The following is an 18,595-nucleotide window of genomic DNA, read 5'->3' as shown; positions in this document are numbered from 1 at the left end:
TCATCACCTCAACGGGCGGAACTTAACTTTCCTGTGTTTTCTCCACAGCTTATACACAGCTTCATAGCGTGTATAATCACTTGTGTATGTCTTGCTCATGCCGCCGATAGATTCGGAGGAAACGCCGACCTCATTCGAGCGGTCAATCTTAATCATCATGGCAATTCCTTTTTTGACTGGTGACGGCAATTCAAGTAACCCCTCTTTGTTTAAAAAGGGGTTGTTGCAATATTCTTGTGCGTATTCAATGCCGTCTTGCAATTCTAGTTTCAACTTTTCATCCTGCGACTCATCATCTAAAGGGATCTCTAAACGGGTTTTTAATTCAACTAACTCCATTATTCACCCCTCAATCCCACTACTTCATATGTTAGAAAGCAGCGGCAATGTATGTCATTGGCTGCGCTGCCTGATTGTCCGGGCGCAACTGCTGTGACACCATTTCCTAGATCAAATTGTTCATTGACCTTTCTACGCTGACCTTGCAACGCCTTATGATTCGCCTTTCGAGTTTGTCGGACCCGCTCGTCATCAACGTTGTTCCATACCTTCTCCATAACTACGCCTTGTTGCTCAAATTCTTCAGCTTTATTGTGCGTGGCTTTTTCTCGCACTCTGTGAGCTTCTGTACGGGTTATTACAGTTGCTCTATAGTAAGAGCTATCAAAAGCGTTTCTAACTCGTCTAGCAATATCAGAAAAGCGTTCACGCTCAATGAAACCTCTTTCTATTGCTTCGTTTATGTCTCGTACTATTGTCGCTCGGTGCTTTTCCAATGCTTGCGTTAGCTTGAGACCATACACAGCATTCTTACGAGCCTCTTCAACTAACTTTGGTAAAGAAGGCGTTGTGTTTCTTAGCTTTTGATCAATCATTGCTTCGACAACAGATGCCATCCAGTCATAAGAGAAATCATAAGTGTCTTCTAAAAGCCTTATTATTTCCTTTTGAGAGCGGGTATCCAGCTTGGACGCCAAAGCGATTACTTGAGACTTCAAGGCCTCAATATCGTCAAACTGATTAATGTCAGCATATGAAAGGTCTTCACCTTGATCTAATTTCTCGTACAGATCCGTAAGAGAACTCATAAATTCCTTTGAGGCTTCACGATATAGCTTTTTTAGCCTTCTCATGGCCCCTCGTTCTTTAAGGTCCAACGGCTTCAAAAGCTCGTTTAAAAATTTCCCTTTATCCACCGTCATCCCCCTTATTCTTCTACTAGTTCTTCAGGAACTTCTTCAACTTCATCTTGTTCCTGCTTCCCCTTTTTGTCGGGCTTATAGCCTAAGTCTTTGTAGATGACTTCAAATGCTCGTTCTGTGACATCGAGTGAGTGCTTACCTTTTTTAATTTTCATTACTCACCAGCAGCTCCTTTTGGTGTGATAGCAGCAAAAGCATCAGCAGCTAAAGTAGTGAAACCTACTTCCATAGTTGCACGAAGAGCAAACATTTCACGTTCAAAAAGGTTGATTGGAACATTATTCTCATCTACCACTGTAGTTAGGGTTGCGTCAGTTGAAATAGCATACTCAATATCTTGTAAGATTCCGTATCTTGCATAATCCCAAGCACCAGTAATCAATTCAGCTTTTGTTTTGTCCCAAGATTTACTGTCAACAAATCCAATTGGTAAGCCTAGCGCTTGAGGCGTTGCATCTGCTGTTACTTGGTTGAACAAAGGTAAACCGTTGTTATCTTTTGATGCTCTCAACTTTTGGCGGAATTTACGAATAGTTGTAAAAGCATCAGGATCTTTGTCGGCATCTTCCACTAACGCCATAACAGCAGCTAAGTCATCATAGATTGTTGAATTGCTGCCTGCTCCTGTGCCTAATTCAACCTTTTGACCAGAAGTATTGATTCTTTCCATAACTGAAACACCTTTTTCAAACGGTGATTCTGTTCCGAATAAAGCTGCTTGGTCAAATTTCACAGCAAAGGCTTCTCTGATAGCTGATTGCATTTGAGTAAAAAAGTCTGAAACGGTATATTTTAAAAACTCTTTAGAAACAGGGATGATTACCCCTAACTTTTTGGTTGTCATTTTTGCGGTGAGCCATTTAGCAGTGCTTGTTTCAATTCGTTCGCCCTCTCCTACCCAGTAGGCTCCCGGTCCTTCTGCTAAGTAAGTAAAAGTCTTTTCAGGCTTTGTCATTGGTTCATATTTTGCTAGTTGTGAGATAGCAGATGTTTGCATAAACTCTTTCATAACAATTTCTGCATGCTCCGTTGGAATCTTTCCGTTTACTGCGTCTTGTAACAATACTGTTTTCGGATCAAATGTTGGCATGATAGCCCTCCTTATTTTCTAATGCTTGATTGTGAAGCTAGTTTTGCAATGTCTACACCACTTGAATGACCTGCTCCGTTACCTCGTTCAATTTCGCGGCCAGATTCTTTGAATTTGACATCTACAGCAGCTTGCACGGCAGCATTGAATGATTCTTCAAGCTTGCTTAGATTTTCCAGTGTAGAATCTTCGTTTTCTCCAATAAAAAAGTCAATAACGTCCTTTGGCAACTTCTTTTCATCAGCTGCTTTAAGGGCTTTATTGACTAAAGTTTCTCTATTTCGTGCTGCTTTTTCTGCTTCAATTTCTTTTCTGAGCTTTTCTACTTCAAGTTGTTCAGGTGTTTTAGAAGGATTCCTTTTTGAAACCTCTTCCTCAACGATTTTTTCAAGATTATTATCTTTCCACGTTTCTAAACCTTTTGTGAAATGTTGGTCTAACCTTGGCTGCAAGACCTTCTTTCCTTCTTCTGTTTCTAGGAATCCTTTCACCTTGTCTGCTGACACGGCTGATAGTTCCCCTACAAACGCCTTTACTTCTTCGTTATCTTTATTCTGCTCAAGAAACTGCTTAATTTCTTCAATGTTCATTATTTTTCATCCTCCAAGCCATGTAGTACGAGCCTACACGTCTAAGTTTTCCGTCTTTTCACGACTTCCGGCAGGTCGTTTATCTAGCTCTTCATCAAAGCTGTATATTGAATCCAATTTCGCTTCAATCATTCTTTCCAGTTCATATTGCACATCATCAACAAACGTAAGAAGTGACAGCCTTGTTTCTTCGCTTACTAAGCCTTTTAGTTTTGCTGTGGTTTCAGCTTCTTCAACGATATTCGCAGGAAGGTTACGTGTAAAAGTGAACCAAACTTTGAGATAATCGTCATTGGTGATAGATGCGTTTTTCCTCGCCCATGCTGAGCAAAGCAATTTGTACTGATACCGAAGGGCAGCAGTCATTTTCCGCTCCATAGTGATACATTTATTCTCAAGAGCCATAAGCTTGTACCGCATTGCAACGCCTGTTAGATTGCCGCCAAAAGCTTCATCTGAGAAGTTAACCGACTTAGAGAAACGCATAATGTTTTCTTCTAGCCGATTTAGATGATTTTCGATCATAGTATCGTTAATATCTTTCGTCAGAAACTTTACGTCATCGTTGTCGCCAAAAAGTTCAAAGACCCCATGCTTTTTAAGCTTTTCAAGCGTTTCTTCATCCGCTCCCGCACCTTTAAAGATCATGTAAGCAAGTCTCAGCTGTTCGATCTCATTTGAGGCGTCTGATAAAGTGCGGTCATAAGCATCGATTAGAGAATGGACCTTTTCAGCATCACCCATAAACTCATCATTGTTTGGCAAACCGAATAAAGGACAGTGGTCGAACAGATGTTTATTAACTTCGATTTCTGTCCATCCATTCTCATTCCTCTCGAAATAATGAACGTGAGAAGAGTCATAAAACTCCGCCTTTTCACGTTTGATCTGCTCTCCATCTACCCAGGTTGTCACCTCATAATATCGAAGAGCAAATTCAGGTTCAGTTATGTCATTGCCGCTACCAATAATGACCGCTTCCCACGGATCAATATTCACGGTCCTAACTTCTCCCGCTGTGTCGACATAAGCCAAGCGAGCGGCATACCCACAGATGGCCGCTTTCTTCCCCAGTTCACTATCAGCATCCTCGATAGTATTTAGCAGATTGAATCTATTGATCACTTCGACTAAAACCCCTGATTCACTTACTTGGTTTTTATCCACCTCATAAGTGATTGGATGACCGAACATGTAACCCACTTTTGTGTCAACAATCTCACTATCAAAACCATTGTTTAAGCGGTTGTTTACTCGATCATCTATTCTGAGGATCGCTCCTGTTTCAAAGTCCTCTTGATGCTCAAGTGTAAAAGCATCCCTTTGGAGAATCGGAACGCCCTCAATGGATGCTTTGTATCTCTCATATTGATTGATCATTTTCTCTCGCTGTGTTTTATGAGAATTTATAATCGCATCAATGACTTTGCTGTTAATATCATTTTCTCTTAAATACTGTACAAATTCATTCATTTGCTCACCTCTTTCAAATTCTAGACCTCTTCTTGATTGGCTCCATACTGTATCTAAGAGCATCAATAAAATGGTTATAGTCGTCAATAGGTCTATTTATAAATTTGCCTTCTTTGTTTCTATCCCACACGTAGTTCCCAAATTCCATTGCAGCATTTGTACACGAAGGATGAATATAAATATCGAACTGTTGCAAGAATTGTATGCCTGCTTTTATGCTGTCTTGTCCTTTTTCCGCTGGGCGAATTTTTCTTATGCCATATCGTCTGATCTCTTCAATACTCTTACGTTCAGCTGAGTCAGCAATAATCAGTTCCTTCGCATAACCCATTGATTTGATTTCATCTGCTATTTCATTATTGAGTAAACCTGGTTTGTACATCTCATCAAAAATAAATAATTCTCTGTTTTTAATGTCCACCAAAGAACACGCCAATGATGAAGGATCTGTTGTATATCCAAAATCCAATCCGAAAGCGCTTTTGATATTTGTTCTCTTTGCTATCTCGTATCGGTCAAAGGCAAATTCACGCCAGTTGCTAAATATAGCACCTTCAGCAATACCCCATTCTCCTAGACCTTCAATTTTGTAACGACGTAGATTGCTCTTTTTCATCCAATCGAAAAGCTGAATATCATCGTCACCAAGGAATTCATTACACAGATAATTAGTTGTAAGGGCTAGAACATTGTAATGTTGCTCATCAAAAAAACGCCGCTTCAACCAGTGTTTCTCATTCCACGGGTTAAATGTCAGCGTTATTTGTTTAAAGTATTTAGGTGGTAGCTCTCCCCTTATACTCATATCCACTTTGTTAAAATCGTCTTCATTTAATATTTGATATGCTTCCTCAAACCAAGCCCAGCATAAATAGCCAACATCAACAGTTATAGATGTTACACTCATAGGATCATCAAGACCCCTGAAAAGAATTTTTTGCCCTGTTGGTAGATACTTTAATTCTAATGGGCTTGTTGTCCACTTCCAAAGGTGCTCTACTTTTAAACGACGAATCGCCCATTTAAGCTGTGCATAGGTTGAGTCTTTATGATCTTTAAATACTTTTCTGATAACAAGAGTATTTGCTAACGGGAATTCCATCATTCGACTAATTGTGTTTAGGGCTGCTGTTGTTGATTTTTTTGAACCACGTCCACCCTTTACAACACGATAACGGCCTTTGTAATTCCAGAAGTCTCTATATCCCCCGCCTACAATCTCCTTTAAACTCACACGTTTTATATTAGTCATCTAAATCATTCACAATCATAACTGGAACCGCTCCGTCTAGTTGTTGTTTATCAGTCCACATCGCATGGCGCTTACCTAGTAGCTCTGCTGCTTTCACTCGGTCTTTCAAGTAAGGGTCTTTGTCTTCTAGTTGCTGTGCGCCTTCACCTAAGCCAACAGGTATTTGCTCTGTTTTCTCTCCACGCATGACAGCCGTTAGAAACTCGAGGATCTCGTCCTGTGAAGCTATCCTTTCAGCATCCTTTTCATTCAACCGCTCTTTAATATAGGATTTAATGTCAGGTTTAGTCAGGTTTTCTTGACCGATTGATTTAGCGGTCTTAGAGCTGTACCCTGCTTTCCTAGCGGCTTCTGTAGCATTTCCTAGTTCGATGTAGTAGTCAGCAAAGCGCTTCTGTTTTTCTGTCAGTTTCATTGCATATCACCCTACCCCCTTTTAATTTGTTCACTCTAAACTGCCGCCGCACTCTACCTTTAAGCCGATGCTTGGTGTAAAGAATTATCGGAAGCAGTTTACAGGGAACAAAAAAAGCACCCCAAATGGGCGCCTACTTTACTAAGTTTTCTGTATAGATTTTCTCAATTTCCACTATTATTTCATTCATATTATACTCATAGTCTTTAAAGGTTATCGTGGCTGCTACAGGATCGAAATTTCTTAAGAATTGAGTATCATTTGAACCGACAAATATAGCTGTTTTAGGTCCAATATTTGAATCTATATAATAAGCATTGGGTTTTCTCACCACTTTTTCTATATGCTCATCAAAGTGTTCGAAAAAATTTCTCATTTTTCTATGTTTTAATTTAGAGTCTTCGGATACACCAAGTTTTTCTCTTAGCTTTTTTCTGATTTTTTCTCTAGTGTCACTGTTCTTACTATAATCTCCCCATAATAGCCTTGAAATGTTGGCTGAGGAAGTTAAAAAAGATTGAATATGGTACCATATTACTTCTGATGGAACGCTCTTTTCTGGTTGCAAATATTGGTCCAAGTATTCAATAGACATAAAAAAGATTTCACATTGTCTTTTAATTTCAAGTTCAAATATTTCAATTTCTCTATTATCCATACTATCCCCTCCCGCCTTTATATCGGCAGAAAGTAAGCACATGGAACTTTTCGCAGAATTTGTCGAACGAAAATCACTTTTCATCCTTTTCTTTTCTTGCCTTTACTTGCTCAAATGTTTTTAACATGGTACCTGAAATAATTCTATCTTTTCTGCTTTTATTCAATGATCTCATTACTATTATAAGTGCTACAGCCCACACAAATGTAAGTACCCATGTGTCCTCGTAAATTTTGAATGCTGTAGTAATATACACAGTAATAAATGGAGTTAAGAACGCAAAATATCTAGCAGGATCTCTTTCGTTATCGATATTATGAAATCTAGAAATAGCAAACTCTAAACATTCAATGTCTAGATCATAAAGCAATGACACACTTCTTTTATATTGATTCTTTTTTTTACCATATCTAAATTCTTCTAAAAAATAAGCAAGTAAGTCTTTTGCTCGATATGTGTAAATCACATCTTCTAGTTCCTTTAATCGTTTATTATTTTGCTTAATATTAGTGGCTGATTTCTTCTTTTCACTCAATTTCACTCACTCCTCGACATTAATATCGGAGAAGATTGATAAAATTGTGGTGTCCGCAAAATTTGTCGAACGAATCCCAAGCTCGCAAGAGCAAGTGAAAATATATTAGTTTGTGGTGACGCGGGAAATTATGCCTCCCCGTCCTGCCTTCCATTTTACACTACGGATTTTTCTTCATTCAACAAGTGCACAAAGTGGCAATATTGGCATAATTGGTCGATGATATTATCTTTCATTTGCCGGACCTTCTCACGAGACAAGCCCAAGTGCAGTCCTATGGCTCGATAACTCATACCTTCCATCATGCAGTCATAGACCACTCTGTTTTTCTCTCCTTCGATTTTGCTTGCTGCTGTTTCTATTACGTACACACGCTCTTCAAACTTACATAGCCGCTTATAAAGCCTTTCTTCTCGTAAATCCATGTCACGTAATTCAGCTTGGCTTTTTCCTTTGCTCCCTTTTGGTAAGGTTGCCTCGATGCCGTATTGCGCCACACCCCAACTTCGCATAGGTATGTCTGACCCATATAAAACACGCTGGAGCCGTTGAACCTCTTTCGACATCCATGAATAGTTGCGAATGAGTCCTTCAATCTCTTTTTTATTCATGTTGTTTCCCCTCTCCGTTATTTACGCTTGTACGCCCCGCCTTTGGCTCTTCTCAGTCTCTGCATGTTTTGCCCCATGAGCTCTTTTATCTCTCTTTCTGTAAGCTCCTGCGGCTGTTTTTTTGGTTTTTCCTTCTTCATGGTGTTGCTCCTTTCCGACAAATAAAAAACGGACACCAACCAGCACCCGTAAAAGGTGTTGATCAGTGTCCGCAGGCTTTCCGTCTTGGACTTATGTTGATTTTTTTTTGAATAGTTTACCAAGAGACAAATCTAAAATAAACCAAGCACTTATAAAACAAGTAATTATTGAAACACTTAACAAAATAGCCATAATTGTTTGCTGAGGATAAAATTTAAATATATCCCAGGACTCATTCAAAGAATAAAATCCAAATGTACAGAAATAAATAAAGACACCCGCACTGAAATACAAATTTAATTTAGCAGGGATACCCATTGCTTTTTCATTGTTATCAACTTTGTCACCTAGTAAATTTTCTTTCAGATCCATTAACTGTTTTGCTATATTAGATTTTTGTTGAACTGATATGAAATTTGTCTCAAAAATATCTTTTAGCAAATGATTTATAACTTGATCTACATTGTTCATTTCTGATCTCTTGACGCTGTTAGATTCTGAATAAGCTTGACTTAGAGATTCTATAAGTAAGACAGATGGAATTTGCCCCTCTGATACAAAATTTTTAACTGTTCTAATTAATTCCATGTTTGCATTTGCAATTCTTTTCTTATAGTATTTTCTTCTAAAAAAGTAAACAACTGAATTAATAAAAAATGAGCTTATTACCGTTGTAACAAAGCTAATAACCCAAGCATTTGACAAAAAATCCATTATAATCAACCTTTTTTACTTCAATTATACAATATAAAAAAATTTCAGCTATATTTTAATAATTTGATTTTCATTTCTTCACTTCAAATGACGGCGTGTAAATGTTCCCCTTAACACCTGTCCAATTGCTGTTTTTGTAGATCGTCATTTTGATACGGTGTTTACCAGCAGTGTGATTGACGGTGTAAAACTCTTTTGCTGGTGTGGCGGTCTTGAACGATCCAACAAGACTAAACCGTTGATCTTTCCATTTGCCGCTCACCCTCTTTTGAAGCGTGAAGCGGTAGTATACTGTTTCATTGCCTGTTTTACGTGCCGTGACATCAATGCTTTTGGCTCTCGGTGTGTATGAATTGGCATCTGTCGATACGCTGACTGTATGCCCTCCAATTGTTTTATATCCGCTCGTTACTGCCGCAACAGACGGCGCATAAAGCACCGCTGCAATAATAATAGTGAGTGTGATTAGTAGTTTTTTCATAATGTTCCCCTTCCTCATAGCAAGCTCCCGTCTACTGCCAATCGCATTTCTTTTTCGTTCGTTAAATCTTCAAGCACTTCTTCAATTGGAACTGTTTTGTTATCTTCTCCAGTACAGCGACTATACTTTGTTGCTGCATATAGTGCCGTTACTTCTTTGATACTTTCCGCAAGTTCTTTCTCTTCATCAGCAGTAACGTCATTATTGTAAATCTCCATTGCACGTTCGATATTGCGCGCTTTGATTAATGCATAATAAGGCTCGCGCGTCTCATAAAACTTCATTTCTTCTTTACCTTGTTCTTGATGACTTTGGACTAAAGTATCTATCACATAGTCTTTGTCCACTACAATATTATTTGATCCATACAGCCCTTCGCTGTTTCGTCTGATGATTTCGCCTGATGGTAAAGTTATTTGAAATTCTTTGTATTCACTCATACCGTTTCCTCCTGCTTAACGTATTGGTTAAACTCAGATAATCTTTTGAGACAGTCCTTACAGAAGCGTGTGCTGGTTTGATTTCCTTTAACATGAATAACTTCATCGTAAGGATATTGCACCCAACTTCTTCCGTAGATTGTGGCTCTGTCGCAATAATTACAAGAACCAGATTCTTTTCTTTTTTCAATTCGAATTTCCACAGGATATATTCCTCCTAAGCCGCTAGGCTGATTAATCAAATAAGCTTAATTGTTTGATTTCATAATTGAACAACAACATTTCTTCTGCGTATCTATCTTTTTCAGAACTGCCAACAACTTGTTTGTAAGCAGCAAATGTTTCTTGATGCCAATCACTATAAAGTTCTTCAATCAATGGATCCTGATAATACGAGAGAATCACTTTCCCCGATGAATTTTTCAGTAGATCAGCCAGGTCTCTGTGATCCTTCTCTGTAAAACCACCCGCATAAAATTTTTCACGGCCGACATACGGTGGATCAATATAAAATAACGTTTCTTTGCTATCGTATTTTTCGATGATTTCTCGGAAGTCTTTCTTTTCGATCATGACTCCCTGCATGCGTTTGGCGAAGTTGGCAATAGCTTCACATGCAGATAAATAGCCATTAGCAGGGTTTTGACCACTTTGTGTACTGTGCCGCCATCCGGTCTGAGGGACATTTTCTGCGTTGCCTTTGCTTATGCCAGAACGGTTCATATAAAACCACCGGACAGCACGTTCAAAGTCGTCCTTTGGATAATCTTCTGCTTTCCATTGTTCATATAGTTGTCGACTATATGGAATGGATTCACAAGCGCTTTGCATTGCCTTCGGATTCTTTCTCACTTGCATTAGAAAATTGACCACATTACCATCTATATCGTTGTATACCTCATGCCCGCCCTTTGGTTTATGGGCAATAACATGAGCAGCACCACCGAATGGCTCTACATACACTTTGTGACCTGGCATTTTGTTTATGATTAATTCAGCGTACTTTGCTTTGCCGCCGAACCATATTAAAGGTGATCTAGTCATTAACCAATCCTCCTTAATCTACTTAATTTGCTTTGCTATAATATTTGTTCATATGCTCAGGTACGCACATCTCAGGGAGGTTAGCCCTGACCAGCTGCTCTGCGAATTGCGGCGGAACACTATTCCCCACCCTGCGTATTTGGTCAGATTTATTACCGATGTTGAATGTGTATCCAGGTGGGAACCCCTGCCCTGCAAATAGTTCATTTGGTTGCAACATACGCAATCCGATGTCTGCGATCCTCTGGCCATTTGTGCAAACTGTTGTTAATGCGAAACGGTCTTTTGTTGTAATGGTATGCAATGGCTCGTCTAATCGTTGGCCAACTCCTTGACCGTAATACTTAGTCAAAAATGCAACAGTCACTAATCCGAATCTATTGCCGCCAGCTGTGATTGTGTGTAATGGACGATCAAGCGAAAGGCCTCTTACCTCTTTATCAGATTGCTCAGTATAATAGCTGATCAAGAATGCCGCTTTGCTCTTATCCGGCACCATTACAGGTCTTGGATTGTTTACGATGAATTTATCAATACCTCTCTTGATTCGTTTCATCGTATTTTCAACAAGAGGACGCTTTCTGCTGAATATGCTAGGCACCCCTATGGACCAATCTATAATTTCGTAAGACGATCGCCACGGCTTTAGCTTCCCCGTTTGAACAAGAAGACTTTTGGGATCTCCATGCGTTGGCTTCGGCCATACGATTTCTTTTCCATCACATCTTGCAACCATGAAGAATCTTTTTCTTATGGTTGGCGCTCCATAGTCACAAGCCGTTAACTCTCTGAACTGGACTTCATATCCAAGTGATTCAAGCGTTTTAACGAATGATTGAAATGTTTGCCCCTTTTGTTCCTTGATCGGTTTACCTTCTTTAGAGATAGGCCCCCAATCTTTGAATTCCTCAACGTTCTCGAGCATGATGACGCGTGGCTTAACTGCTATCGCCCATCTGACAGCAATCCACGCAAGCCCTCTGATACTCTGTTTTACAGGCTTGCCGCCTTTTGCCTTTGAATGGTGGGTACAGTCAGGGGAAAACCATGCTAGACCAACTTTTCGCCCTTTAACTGCTTGTTTCGGATCAACATCCCACACAGATTCACAATAATGTTCCGTGTCAGGATGGTTCACCTCGTGCATTGCAATGGCAGCCGGATCGTGATTGATAGCTATATCTACTGATAAGCCTGTCGCAAGCTCGATGCCTGTGCTTGCTCCCCCGCCACCTGCAAAGTTATCCACTATGATTTCTCTAAAAAGATCAATCTGTTTCATTGCATCAACCCAGTGACAGCAATAATCCCCATGAAAAACAGTAGAGTGAAAATGACAGGTCCGTTTGATTCCCTTTTAGCCATGACCACGTTCCCTTCGATGATCAGATCATCGTTTTTGCGTACCAGCATCGGAACCACATAGTCAGGCACTCTAATTTCAGCAGCTGCATCATCAATCGTCATTGCTTTGTTTTTGCAGGCTTTGACCGCCTGTGACAGTTCAACGTGTTTTGGTAGACTCATAATCTCTCAACCCCCGTTTATTTTTTGATCTTGAATCCTATTTCATGATCGACCCGAGCAAAAGTACCTTTGGCCGTTTGAATGATTGTTTTTCCGTGTTCAGGTGCGTCTGTGATGTGGGCAGTACCTTCGTTGCCGTCAATCACGATTATGCGGACCTTCCCAGGTTCTAAATTCTGATCAATGGTTGTAGCAAAATCCTTTATTTCTTTTGGCTGGTTCATCCGCTTCGCCCCCATGTGTTATAATTAAAGTGTTGGATTTAATTAGCACTGGAGCAGCGGCTTCGGTGTTTTTTTATGCCCATTTATCCATCTGGAACGTTGGTGACGGTTTTAGTTCTTCTCGATATACGATAGGATGTTTTGCTAGATATGCCTCTAGCTCTTCTTTAGTCATCTTCCACTCGATGACCGGTCCTGCTGCATATGGGTTGTTAGGCTTTCCGCTCATGTTTTCTCCCTCCAATCTTCGGTATTTCAACGCCGCCCATGCGTTTACAATCTGCTCCAAAGCGGCTTGAGCAATGTTTATACTGCGAACAACGTGTCATACAGGCCATAAGCTTATCTTCCTTTTGAACCCACAACGGACGATCGTCTGCGATTACCACGTTTAGCAATGGACTTTCCCGCCTTTCGTTTAGGCTTCTTTTTTTCAAGTTCTTTGAGCTTGTCCATTTCTATAAAGCCGTATGTTTTGTCATGAGCAAGGACTTTAAGTGGCGCTTCATAAAGCTTTTCATATAACTTGCGCTTAATTTTGAATACTTCTGTTTCAACGCCTTTAACATCAATGATCTCAACACTGCCATCTAAGTTATGAATTTCAAAATCTGCTTTATACTGAATCTTTCGAAAAGTCTCACCGTTTTTCTCGAAAGAATCTTGCAGCAGGAAGCATGGCTGCAATGAAAAATCTTTTATCTGCTTGTCTTGCTTGAGCCATTTAAGATGCTGATAGTATTTGGCTTCTGCCTTGCTGTCGAAGGTGATGCCGTCTACTACCGTTTTACGTGCGCCGTATTTATTGGACATGTTTTGTTGATCCTCGCTTTCCGTTGCTGGAAGTGCTTTTTCAGTTCGGCAACGAGCTTTGATTTTTCTGTATCGTTTAGATTGGTTCTTTTTAGTAGTTCAGTGATGCTTGGATTCATTGCTATTGTTTTGTGTTACCTCCCATCATCCCGCAGCCATTGCAGGAGCTTCCTCTCTCTCAATCTAGCTGTGAAAGCGATAGTAATTAGTGCTGCCATCGCCTTCATGCTGTCTTTCCTTCTAGTGCTCTTGCTTCGACTAACATTCTGTCTAGCATTTCGATGACTGGCTTTAGGCTTTGCTTACGTCCTGTGGTGTTACAATCAGGACAAGGGAAGAAGCCCGCCATGAAAGTATTTTCGTTTATGACGACTTTCTCGCCATTACATGTGTTGCACATCTGACATTCTCCTTTACTCGTATAGTTCCAAAAGCAGTTCTTCATTTTCTTTTTGTGCTATCTTTTTCCGAATCTTTTCATTTGGCATAATCACAGGGAACGCCAGTTTTTCAATCCTGCTACTGATCCGACCGCTTTTATATACTGTGTCAAGATCATCTATACTTAAATTGCTTGTAAGAATCGTAGGCTTCTTGTTTTGAAGTCGGTAATCAAGAATACGTGTGAATGTTTCTTCAACAAAATCAGTTACCTTTTCCACTCCAATATCATCTAGGACAACAATATCCGCTGTCTTGACAGCATCCATAATGTCGGTGCTTTTCACCTTCGATTCACTATCAAACGTGCTTTTTATTTCTCCGATCAGATCAGCTGTAGACGAATAGATGATTTTGAGTGGCATTTCTTCTTTTTGGTCGTAGACCTTTGTTATTGCGTGAAGAATACTAGCAGCAAGCCTTGTTTTTCCGCTTCCTTTCTCTTCACTAAAGAAATACAAGCCTTTTCCTAACTCCCGCATCTTTTCAAATTTCAAAACGTAGTTTTTAGCAACCCTTTTCGCGTTGGCTGCTCGCTCTTTTGATTCGGGTTTGTCATAAACATTAATATCAAAAGAGTTTAGAGAAGCGTCTTTGAACTCTTCTGGAAGTCTTGCACTCATAAGCCTATTAGAGAGCTTTTTCACTTCTTTGCATGGACACTCTTCCATAAATTCTTTGTTTTCTTCATGATCAATAATCCATATCAACCCCGACCCATCGCATTTTCCATACATGCAATGTTCTTCAGAAGTCACAGTGAGTGTCTCGTACCTGACCGGATAGACCTTTTCTTCTTGCAATTTCTTGGAGTCTTTCAGTCTCTTCGCTAGTGCTGGATTTGCTTTCTCCAACGACTTTAAGGTATCGCCCATACTCTGCATCTTTCTTCACTCCTTCTTGTGCTCGCTGATTTGAAAGGACTCGCTGAACATATTTGATGTTCTGAACGCCATTTTTCAAAGTGATTTCCATTGCTTTAATCACGTTTTCTTCTCCAAAATCGTCTATCAGGTCACCAATTTGTTGACTAACAAAGCTGTTTAACGTGCCACCGAAGTGACTTTCATAAAATTCAAATGGGTTTGGGTTCATTGGCTTGTCCTCCTGTCGTGTTGGTTTTTCTTCTTTTGGCTTTTCAGGTACAGGGCTTGTTACGTTTTCAAGACTGATTATGCGGTACCGTCCAGCTCTCTTTCCTTGCGGGATGTATTCTATTCTTCCCGTCTCGACTAATATCTTTCGATGCTCAAGAACCGTTTTTTCTGATACATTTAACCGCGCCACCAAAGTTGTATTACTAACCGTAAACCACTCTCTCCAGCTGCAACCGTTGTTAATATCCATGAGCTGTAACCACAGTGCTTGTGTAGTTGGCTTCAAGGGTGATGTTTCAAGCCACCGCATGAAGCCGTTAATTTCTTTCAGGTAGTTCAAGCCTCTACCCCCTTTCACAAAGTGCATACAAGCCCTGTATGCGCACAAATCGCATATCAGGCTCATTAGTCTTGATGTAATCTTTCACATAGTTTTCTGCTAATTTGAAAGGATCGGAAGTGCCTTTGACCATCCATGTGTAACAAAAAGGGATAGGAACCTTAATCAAATGGGCTTCTGTTTTCATCCGCTTGCTCCGTATTCGGACTTTCTAAAGTTGGTTCTACACTGTACGGCATATCAAGGACTTCCTCGTCATAAACTGACTTTGCTTCTTGAGTAATATCTTTTCGTACCGTTTCGTCTTTCGCTGCATATTGCTGAATTTCAATACTGATAGGTAGGTATTTCCACATACGGCGAATGACAGTTTTTTTCGCCATTTCTTCATAGTCTGACTTCCACGGGCCACTGTCTTTTGACTTGCTTCGTAAACGTACAGATTCAACATCTTCTTTGCTGAAAACCTCGAACTGATAGCCGCCATCTTTGAAGTGAGCAACCGCATATACATGAGTCATTTCGCCTCTATGTCCTGTTGCTGGCTTGTGCACCAATTTGGGGTTTAAGCCTAGTTCGTACTCGAAAGTATCTTTTTCATAAACGACATGAGAATAGATACTTTCGATGTGACCAGAACGTCTTGCAAGGTCGATCATGCCTTTATATCCGATGATGAACTGAACCTCTTTTGTCCACTTATCCGGCTCTCCATTTTGCCCCTTGATCTTTTTGTTGAAAGGAACAAAATAACAGTGACCAATCAACCCAGGTTCCAATCCTAATTGCGCAGACTGCATAACAGCTCCTAACAATGAAGCGGGTGAGCATTGTTGCAATTGCGGGTTACTTCTGATTGTTGTTAGTGCGATCCTAGTTAGCCTTTCAGTTGTCATGTGTTCAGGCAATGCCTTTTGTAATTCAGGTTTCATTGAAGCTAGGTAGTCAGCAATTGTTTTAGGTTTCTCCTCCTGCTGCTGGACGTTATTTGCTGCTTTGTTTGCCAGCTGATTCCGAATATCTTCGTTTTTAGCCATTGTCTACGCTCTCCTTTACATAAAATCTTCTCTGCGGCTTCGTTTCACTGAATTCCTCAAATAATTCAGGATGTTCACTGGCGAACTTCTTTGTATCAAAGCGGTTTGTTTGAATGGTCTTCCATGTCACACGATGTTTAGTAGCAAGACCGATTTCGTTTTCTCCTAGCATTGCTTTGAGCTGGTTTTCATCCGCTTTAATTCGTTCATCAATTTCTTTCTTTTCTTCTTTTGCGCTTTTTAGTCGGACTATGATTTCATCCGCTTTTAAAGGCAGGCTTGTTTCTTCATCAATTCCAATGGGGTACATGTGATTAAGCAATTCTGTTGATGACTCTGAACCGTCAAACATTGGCGGCTCTTGCTTTTGAACGTGGTTCTCCCAAAAGTCTTTTTCAATCTGAATCAAGTAACCTATCAATTCCTCGTCACGATCGACTTTTTTATAAATGAACTTGTTTCCACCGATCAGAACAGCGATCCACCATGCTTTATAACCCGTCACAGCCATGTAATGCTGGCACTGGATCAGATAAGCGTCTGGAATCTCTTCTCCCGTCCATTCTTCTTTCAAGTATTCAGAAGCCGTTTTGCATTCAAGCCCTACATTTTCACCGACAATTAATCTATCAACGTTTGCAAGCATGAAAGGATATAGAGGGTGTTGTAAAATAGCCTTTTTTCGCCGGACCTTCTTTCCAGTACGGTTGCTAAACTCTCTTGCTACCACTTCTTCGAGTACATGCCCCCAGTATGCGGCTTCTCCCGCTTCATCTTCCTTTGGTGACTGACCCAATTTATCCAAGTAAACTGAAACAGGTGACTTCCATCTGCTCATACCAGCAATAGCGGCGGCATCTGAACCGCCTATACCAGCACGTCTAGCCTCAAGCCATTGCTCTTCTGTCATCTTCTCGGTTGAGATAAGGACCTTTGCTTGCATGGCTACATACCTACCTTTTGGCGATATGCCGCTTGTCCTAGCTGAATGTATTTTTGTTTTGCTTGAGCATTCGGGAAACAGAAGACCGGTAAACCTTTTTTGTAGTCGATCCAACCGCCTGCCTGCTCCAAACGCTCCTGCGCTTCTCTTCTATGATCAAAGCTGATTTGAAATTTACTCATTTGAAACACCTTCTTTTTCTGACGAGCTTTGAACAACAGGTGTACCTTTGGTTTCTCTCATCACACTACGAAGATTGTTGCGTTGTTCCATCTTGTCTTTTACTGTAGGATTAATACCTTTAACAAAATTTGTGATGTGTCCTACTAATCCTTTCATTTCATCACTGGTTAGCCCATCTGCTTCAAGGTTGATTTCTAGCTCATTTCGTTTAATTGATAATTTGATCATCATGTATACCTCCGTCATTGATTTTCATGTGTTTTCTTGGTATACTGTCGGTACCTAATCGAAGCAGTACACCTTAAAACTCGCTATGCCAAGCGGGTTTTTTTATTTGTCTTCGTCTTCCTCTTCATATCCATTTCGCTCTGCTTCATCCTTCCAGTAATCTTTCGGATAACCAAAACTATTAATCTGCGTCACCATCGGATGCTCAATATTCAATGATTTCAGTCCTTTCAGTGCGTGTAACAAGCTCAAGCCGCACACCATGTTTTTTCTGTATTTCTGCCGCCGCTTGAATTAGAAGACCTTTGTTATTCATCCGTACAAGCTCCTCGCTGATATTTCTGATGCTTCCAGCTAGACTTGCAACTTCTTCATAATTTCCGTCTTTCAATTCTTGATGAGCAAGATATAAAAGCTCTTTCACACAATCAATTTTCGTCTTTGCTCTCGATACATCTTCACTAATGAACTGTTTTTCAATCACGCTAGAACCGCCTCCCTATCCTGTCTTTTGTGCATCGCCACCTCTGAAACGATAGCTTTTTTCGACCATTTTTCCGTAAGGTCTTGTATTTTAAGATCAAACTCACGCGCCATTGAATACATGAGCGTTTTATTTGCTTGTGTCAGGTCGTATATTTGCTTGATAGCCTGCATAGGAAGCTCGCCATGTTTGCCCGGACGGGTATTGTTCAACCATTCAGCAAGCTCACCAATAGCTTTTTGTGCGTCTTTCATTTCCTGTACTAGATTGATTAAAGCCTTGTGAGCACTATCATTTAAGGCGGGATCAATCGGTGCCGCGGCGAGCGGATGCATTTTGAAAATGTAGTGTACGAGATCGATATGTTCATAGGCTCCACATGCTTTGAACCAGTTGATACACAATTCAGGAGTAGGTCTGACATAACCATTTTCAATGTCTGATACATTCCTCTGATCACGCCCTCCGATTAATGTGCCAAGCTGATATTGCGAATATCCGGCTTCTTTCCTTACTTTTCTAAGAATTTCAGGTAAATTCTGCTGATTATACGGGCTGTTCTGCATTTGTTCCCATCCTTCTTTATTCGATTTTTATTGGTAAAATTTATTAATGAAGGGACACGGCAGGAT

General features: G+C 40.2%; 31 protein-coding genes. All 31 read right to left on the bottom strand.

The window, feature by feature from the left end; all coding sequences use genetic code 11:
• Positions 1 to 3 precede the first annotated feature (3 nt).
• The 31 genes from NKR21_RS03135 to NKR21_RS02990 all read right to left on the bottom strand — a co-directional run bounded on the left by NKR21_RS03135 (position 4) and on the right by NKR21_RS02990 (position 18,529).
• Positions 4 to 339: a phage head-tail connector protein gene (locus tag NKR21_RS03135; protein WP_253602440.1), complete on the bottom strand. Its 336-nt coding sequence runs from the start codon at positions 337 to 339 to the stop codon at positions 4 to 6.
• On the bottom strand, positions 339 to 1,196 hold the full coding sequence (locus tag NKR21_RS21255) for a phage minor head protein (protein WP_253602439.1): 858 nt from the start codon (positions 1,194 to 1,196) through the stop codon (positions 339 to 341). Before NKR21_RS21255 ends, NKR21_RS03135 begins: the two co-directional genes overlap by 1 nt.
• A gap of 11 nt (positions 1,197 to 1,207) precedes the next feature.
• The gene (locus NKR21_RS03125; RefSeq protein ID WP_186321782.1) at positions 1,208 to 1,357 is read right to left on the bottom strand and encodes a hypothetical protein; all 150 of its coding nucleotides are present in this window, start codon (positions 1,355 to 1,357) and stop codon (positions 1,208 to 1,210) included.
• Positions 1,357 to 2,292, bottom strand: coding sequence for a phage major capsid protein (locus NKR21_RS03120; RefSeq protein ID WP_144487698.1), 936 nt, complete (start codon positions 2,290 to 2,292; stop codon positions 1,357 to 1,359). Before NKR21_RS03120 ends, NKR21_RS03125 begins: the two co-directional genes overlap by 1 nt.
• An 11-nt stretch (positions 2,293 to 2,303) precedes the next feature.
• Positions 2,304 to 2,882, bottom strand: a complete 579-nt coding sequence (locus tag NKR21_RS03115) for a DUF4355 domain-containing protein (protein ID WP_253602438.1) — start codon at positions 2,880 to 2,882, stop codon at positions 2,304 to 2,306.
• A 33-nt stretch (positions 2,883 to 2,915) separates the two neighbouring features.
• Entirely contained in the window at positions 2,916 to 4,355 is a 1,440-nt protein-coding gene (locus NKR21_RS03110) for a phage portal protein (RefSeq protein ID WP_253602437.1), read from the bottom strand.
• Between the two features lie 13 nt (positions 4,356 to 4,368).
• Positions 4,369 to 5,607: a PBSX family phage terminase large subunit gene (locus NKR21_RS03105; RefSeq protein WP_253602436.1), complete on the bottom strand. Its 1,239-nt coding sequence runs from the start codon at positions 5,605 to 5,607 to the stop codon at positions 4,369 to 4,371.
• Entirely contained in the window at positions 5,600 to 6,022 is a 423-nt protein-coding gene (locus NKR21_RS03100) for a terminase small subunit (protein WP_253602435.1), read from the bottom strand. The genes NKR21_RS03105 and NKR21_RS03100 overlap by 8 nt, the downstream gene beginning before the upstream one ends.
• Positions 6,023 to 6,155: 133 nt before the next feature.
• Entirely contained in the window at positions 6,156 to 6,680 is a 525-nt protein-coding gene (locus tag NKR21_RS03095) for a hypothetical protein (protein WP_253602434.1), read from the bottom strand.
• Between the two features lie 73 nt (positions 6,681 to 6,753).
• Entirely contained in the window at positions 6,754 to 7,215 is a 462-nt protein-coding gene (locus NKR21_RS03090) for a hypothetical protein (protein ID WP_301287500.1), read from the bottom strand.
• A 155-nt stretch (positions 7,216 to 7,370) separates the two neighbouring features.
• A complete protein-coding gene (locus tag NKR21_RS03085; protein WP_253602433.1) occupies positions 7,371 to 7,826 on the bottom strand; it encodes a sigma-70 family RNA polymerase sigma factor in 456 nt (151 codons plus the stop codon).
• Positions 7,827 to 7,843: 17 nt separating this feature from the next.
• The gene (locus NKR21_RS21125; protein WP_282959912.1) at positions 7,844 to 7,966 is read right to left on the bottom strand and encodes a hypothetical protein; all 123 of its coding nucleotides are present in this window, start codon (positions 7,964 to 7,966) and stop codon (positions 7,844 to 7,846) included.
• A gap of 91 nt (positions 7,967 to 8,057) precedes the next feature.
• Positions 8,058 to 8,681, bottom strand: a complete 624-nt coding sequence (locus NKR21_RS03080) for a hypothetical protein (protein ID WP_113747111.1) — start codon at positions 8,679 to 8,681, stop codon at positions 8,058 to 8,060.
• A gap of 70 nt (positions 8,682 to 8,751) precedes the next feature.
• Positions 8,752 to 9,162 (bottom strand): hypothetical protein, encoded by a 411-nt coding sequence (locus NKR21_RS03075; RefSeq protein ID WP_253602432.1) that lies wholly within the window; start codon positions 9,160 to 9,162, stop codon positions 8,752 to 8,754.
• Between the two features lie 14 nt (positions 9,163 to 9,176).
• On the bottom strand, positions 9,177 to 9,602 hold the full coding sequence (locus tag NKR21_RS03070; RefSeq protein WP_253602431.1) for a hypothetical protein: 426 nt from the start codon (positions 9,600 to 9,602) through the stop codon (positions 9,177 to 9,179).
• Positions 9,599 to 9,805, bottom strand: coding sequence for a hypothetical protein (locus NKR21_RS03065; protein WP_253602430.1), 207 nt, complete (start codon positions 9,803 to 9,805; stop codon positions 9,599 to 9,601). Before NKR21_RS03065 ends, NKR21_RS03070 begins: the two co-directional genes overlap by 4 nt.
• A gap of 31 nt (positions 9,806 to 9,836) precedes the next feature.
• On the bottom strand, positions 9,837 to 10,646 hold the full coding sequence (locus tag NKR21_RS03060) for a DNA adenine methylase (protein WP_253602429.1): 810 nt from the start codon (positions 10,644 to 10,646) through the stop codon (positions 9,837 to 9,839).
• Between the two features lie 22 nt (positions 10,647 to 10,668).
• Positions 10,669 to 11,928 carry a DNA cytosine methyltransferase gene (locus NKR21_RS03055; RefSeq protein ID WP_253602428.1) on the bottom strand — a complete coding sequence of 420 codons (1,260 nt, stop codon included), beginning with the start codon at positions 11,926 to 11,928 and terminating at the stop codon, positions 10,669 to 10,671.
• On the bottom strand, positions 11,925 to 12,173 hold the full coding sequence (locus NKR21_RS03050; RefSeq protein ID WP_253602427.1) for a hypothetical protein: 249 nt from the start codon (positions 12,171 to 12,173) through the stop codon (positions 11,925 to 11,927). The genes NKR21_RS03055 and NKR21_RS03050 overlap by 4 nt, the downstream gene beginning before the upstream one ends.
• A 17-nt stretch (positions 12,174 to 12,190) precedes the next feature.
• Entirely contained in the window at positions 12,191 to 12,397 is a 207-nt protein-coding gene (locus tag NKR21_RS03045; protein WP_144474290.1) for an XtrA/YqaO family protein, read from the bottom strand.
• Between the two features lie 73 nt (positions 12,398 to 12,470).
• Positions 12,471 to 12,626 carry a hypothetical protein gene (locus NKR21_RS03040; RefSeq protein ID WP_008348759.1) on the bottom strand — a complete coding sequence of 52 codons (156 nt, stop codon included), beginning with the start codon at positions 12,624 to 12,626 and terminating at the stop codon, positions 12,471 to 12,473.
• A 113-nt stretch (positions 12,627 to 12,739) separates the two neighbouring features.
• Positions 12,740 to 13,210, bottom strand: coding sequence for a DUF1064 domain-containing protein (locus tag NKR21_RS03035; protein ID WP_253602426.1), 471 nt, complete (start codon positions 13,208 to 13,210; stop codon positions 12,740 to 12,742).
• A 223-nt stretch (positions 13,211 to 13,433) separates the two neighbouring features.
• Entirely contained in the window at positions 13,434 to 13,610 is a 177-nt protein-coding gene (locus tag NKR21_RS03030) for a hypothetical protein (protein WP_253602425.1), read from the bottom strand.
• 13 nt (positions 13,611 to 13,623) lie between these two features.
• Positions 13,624 to 14,133, bottom strand: a complete 510-nt coding sequence (locus tag NKR21_RS03025; protein WP_483298369.1) for an ATP-binding protein — start codon at positions 14,131 to 14,133, stop codon at positions 13,624 to 13,626.
• Between the two features lie 265 nt (positions 14,134 to 14,398).
• Complete coding sequence (locus NKR21_RS03020) at positions 14,399 to 15,088, bottom strand: DnaD domain protein (RefSeq protein ID WP_253602424.1); 690 nt, start codon at positions 15,086 to 15,088, stop codon at positions 14,399 to 14,401.
• 161 nt (positions 15,089 to 15,249) lie between these two features.
• On the bottom strand, positions 15,250 to 16,125 hold the full coding sequence (gene recT, locus NKR21_RS03015) for a recombination protein RecT (RefSeq protein ID WP_253602423.1): 876 nt from the start codon (positions 16,123 to 16,125) through the stop codon (positions 15,250 to 15,252).
• Positions 16,118 to 17,068: a YqaJ viral recombinase family nuclease gene (locus NKR21_RS03010; protein WP_253602422.1), complete on the bottom strand. Its 951-nt coding sequence runs from the start codon at positions 17,066 to 17,068 to the stop codon at positions 16,118 to 16,120. Before NKR21_RS03010 ends, recT begins: the two co-directional genes overlap by 8 nt.
• A gap of 2 nt (positions 17,069 to 17,070) precedes the next feature.
• Positions 17,071 to 17,250 carry a hypothetical protein gene (locus tag NKR21_RS03005; RefSeq protein WP_076839268.1) on the bottom strand — a complete coding sequence of 60 codons (180 nt, stop codon included), beginning with the start codon at positions 17,248 to 17,250 and terminating at the stop codon, positions 17,071 to 17,073.
• Entirely contained in the window at positions 17,243 to 17,479 is a 237-nt protein-coding gene (locus NKR21_RS03000) for a hypothetical protein (protein ID WP_250026932.1), read from the bottom strand. The genes NKR21_RS03005 and NKR21_RS03000 overlap by 8 nt, the downstream gene beginning before the upstream one ends.
• A 205-nt stretch (positions 17,480 to 17,684) precedes the next feature.
• Positions 17,685 to 17,963, bottom strand: a complete 279-nt coding sequence (locus tag NKR21_RS02995; RefSeq protein WP_253602421.1) for a YqaH family protein — start codon at positions 17,961 to 17,963, stop codon at positions 17,685 to 17,687.
• Positions 17,960 to 18,529 carry a helix-turn-helix domain-containing protein gene (locus NKR21_RS02990; RefSeq protein WP_253602420.1) on the bottom strand — a complete coding sequence of 190 codons (570 nt, stop codon included), beginning with the start codon at positions 18,527 to 18,529 and terminating at the stop codon, positions 17,960 to 17,962. The genes NKR21_RS02995 and NKR21_RS02990 overlap by 4 nt, the downstream gene beginning before the upstream one ends.
• Positions 18,530 to 18,595 lie beyond the last annotated feature (66 nt).

The sequence above is a fragment of the Bacillus sp. 1735sda2 genome, from assembly GCF_024159245.1.
In the GTDB taxonomy this organism is placed as follows: Bacteria; Bacillota; Bacilli; order Bacillales; family Bacillaceae; genus Bacillus; species Bacillus pumilus_O.
This window is presented reverse-complemented; position numbering and strand designations above follow the sequence as displayed.

Bases quoted from the DNA above. Each gene is read 5' to 3' on its own strand.
- NKR21_RS03135 (WP_253602440.1), bottom strand. From the start codon at position 339: ATGGAGTTAGTTGAATTAAAAACCCGTTTAGAGATCCCTTTAGATGAT.
- NKR21_RS03125 (WP_186321782.1), bottom strand. From the start codon at position 1,357: ATGAAAATTAAAAAAGGTAAGCACTCACTCGATGTCACAGAACGAGCA.
- NKR21_RS03120 (WP_144487698.1), bottom strand. From the start codon at position 2,292: ATGCCAACATTTGATCCGAAAACAGTATTGTTACAAGACGCAGTAAAC.
- NKR21_RS03115 (WP_253602438.1), bottom strand. From the start codon at position 2,882: ATGAACATTGAAGAAATTAAGCAGTTTCTTGAGCAGAATAAAGATAAC.
- NKR21_RS03110 (WP_253602437.1), bottom strand. From the start codon at position 4,355: ATGAATGAATTTGTACAGTATTTAAGAGAAAATGATATTAACAGCAAA.
- NKR21_RS03105 (WP_253602436.1), bottom strand. From the start codon at position 5,607: ATGACTAATATAAAACGTGTGAGTTTAAAGGAGATTGTAGGCGGGGGA.
- NKR21_RS03100 (WP_253602435.1), bottom strand. From the start codon at position 6,022: ATGAAACTGACAGAAAAACAGAAGCGCTTTGCTGACTACTACATCGAA.
- NKR21_RS03095 (WP_253602434.1), bottom strand. From the start codon at position 6,680: ATGGATAATAGAGAAATTGAAATATTTGAACTTGAAATTAAAAGACAA.
- NKR21_RS03085 (WP_253602433.1), bottom strand. From the start codon at position 7,826: ATGAATAAAAAAGAGATTGAAGGACTCATTCGCAACTATTCATGGATG.
- NKR21_RS21125 (WP_282959912.1), bottom strand. From the start codon at position 7,966: ATGAAGAAGGAAAAACCAAAAAAACAGCCGCAGGAGCTTACAGAAAGA.
- NKR21_RS03080 (WP_113747111.1), bottom strand. From the start codon at position 8,681: ATGGATTTTTTGTCAAATGCTTGGGTTATTAGCTTTGTTACAACGGTA.
- NKR21_RS03075 (WP_253602432.1), bottom strand. From the start codon at position 9,162: ATGAAAAAACTACTAATCACACTCACTATTATTATTGCAGCGGTGCTT.
- NKR21_RS03070 (WP_253602431.1), bottom strand. From the start codon at position 9,602: ATGAGTGAATACAAAGAATTTCAAATAACTTTACCATCAGGCGAAATC.
- NKR21_RS03060 (WP_253602429.1), bottom strand. From the start codon at position 10,646: ATGACTAGATCACCTTTAATATGGTTCGGCGGCAAAGCAAAGTACGCT.
- NKR21_RS03055 (WP_253602428.1), bottom strand. From the start codon at position 11,928: ATGAAACAGATTGATCTTTTTAGAGAAATCATAGTGGATAACTTTGCA.
- NKR21_RS03050 (WP_253602427.1), bottom strand. From the start codon at position 12,173: ATGAGTCTACCAAAACACGTTGAACTGTCACAGGCGGTCAAAGCCTGC.
- NKR21_RS03045 (WP_144474290.1), bottom strand. From the start codon at position 12,397: ATGAACCAGCCAAAAGAAATAAAGGATTTTGCTACAACCATTGATCAG.
- NKR21_RS03040 (WP_008348759.1), bottom strand. From the start codon at position 12,626: ATGAGCGGAAAGCCTAACAACCCATATGCAGCAGGACCGGTCATCGAG.
- NKR21_RS03035 (WP_253602426.1), bottom strand. From the start codon at position 13,210: ATGTCCAATAAATACGGCGCACGTAAAACGGTAGTAGACGGCATCACC.
- NKR21_RS03030 (WP_253602425.1), bottom strand. From the start codon at position 13,610: ATGTGCAACACATGTAATGGCGAGAAAGTCGTCATAAACGAAAATACT.
- NKR21_RS03025 (WP_483298369.1), bottom strand. From the start codon at position 14,133: ATGCGGGAGTTAGGAAAAGGCTTGTATTTCTTTAGTGAAGAGAAAGGA.
- recT (WP_253602423.1), bottom strand. From the start codon at position 16,125: ATGGCTAAAAACGAAGATATTCGGAATCAGCTGGCAAACAAAGCAGCA.
- NKR21_RS03010 (WP_253602422.1), bottom strand. From the start codon at position 17,068: ATGCAAGCAAAGGTCCTTATCTCAACCGAGAAGATGACAGAAGAGCAA.
- NKR21_RS03005 (WP_076839268.1), bottom strand. From the start codon at position 17,250: ATGAGTAAATTTCAAATCAGCTTTGATCATAGAAGAGAAGCGCAGGAG.
- NKR21_RS03000 (WP_250026932.1), bottom strand. From the start codon at position 17,479: ATGATCAAATTATCAATTAAACGAAATGAGCTAGAAATCAACCTTGAA.
- NKR21_RS02990 (WP_253602420.1), bottom strand. From the start codon at position 18,529: ATGCAGAACAGCCCGTATAATCAGCAGAATTTACCTGAAATTCTTAGA.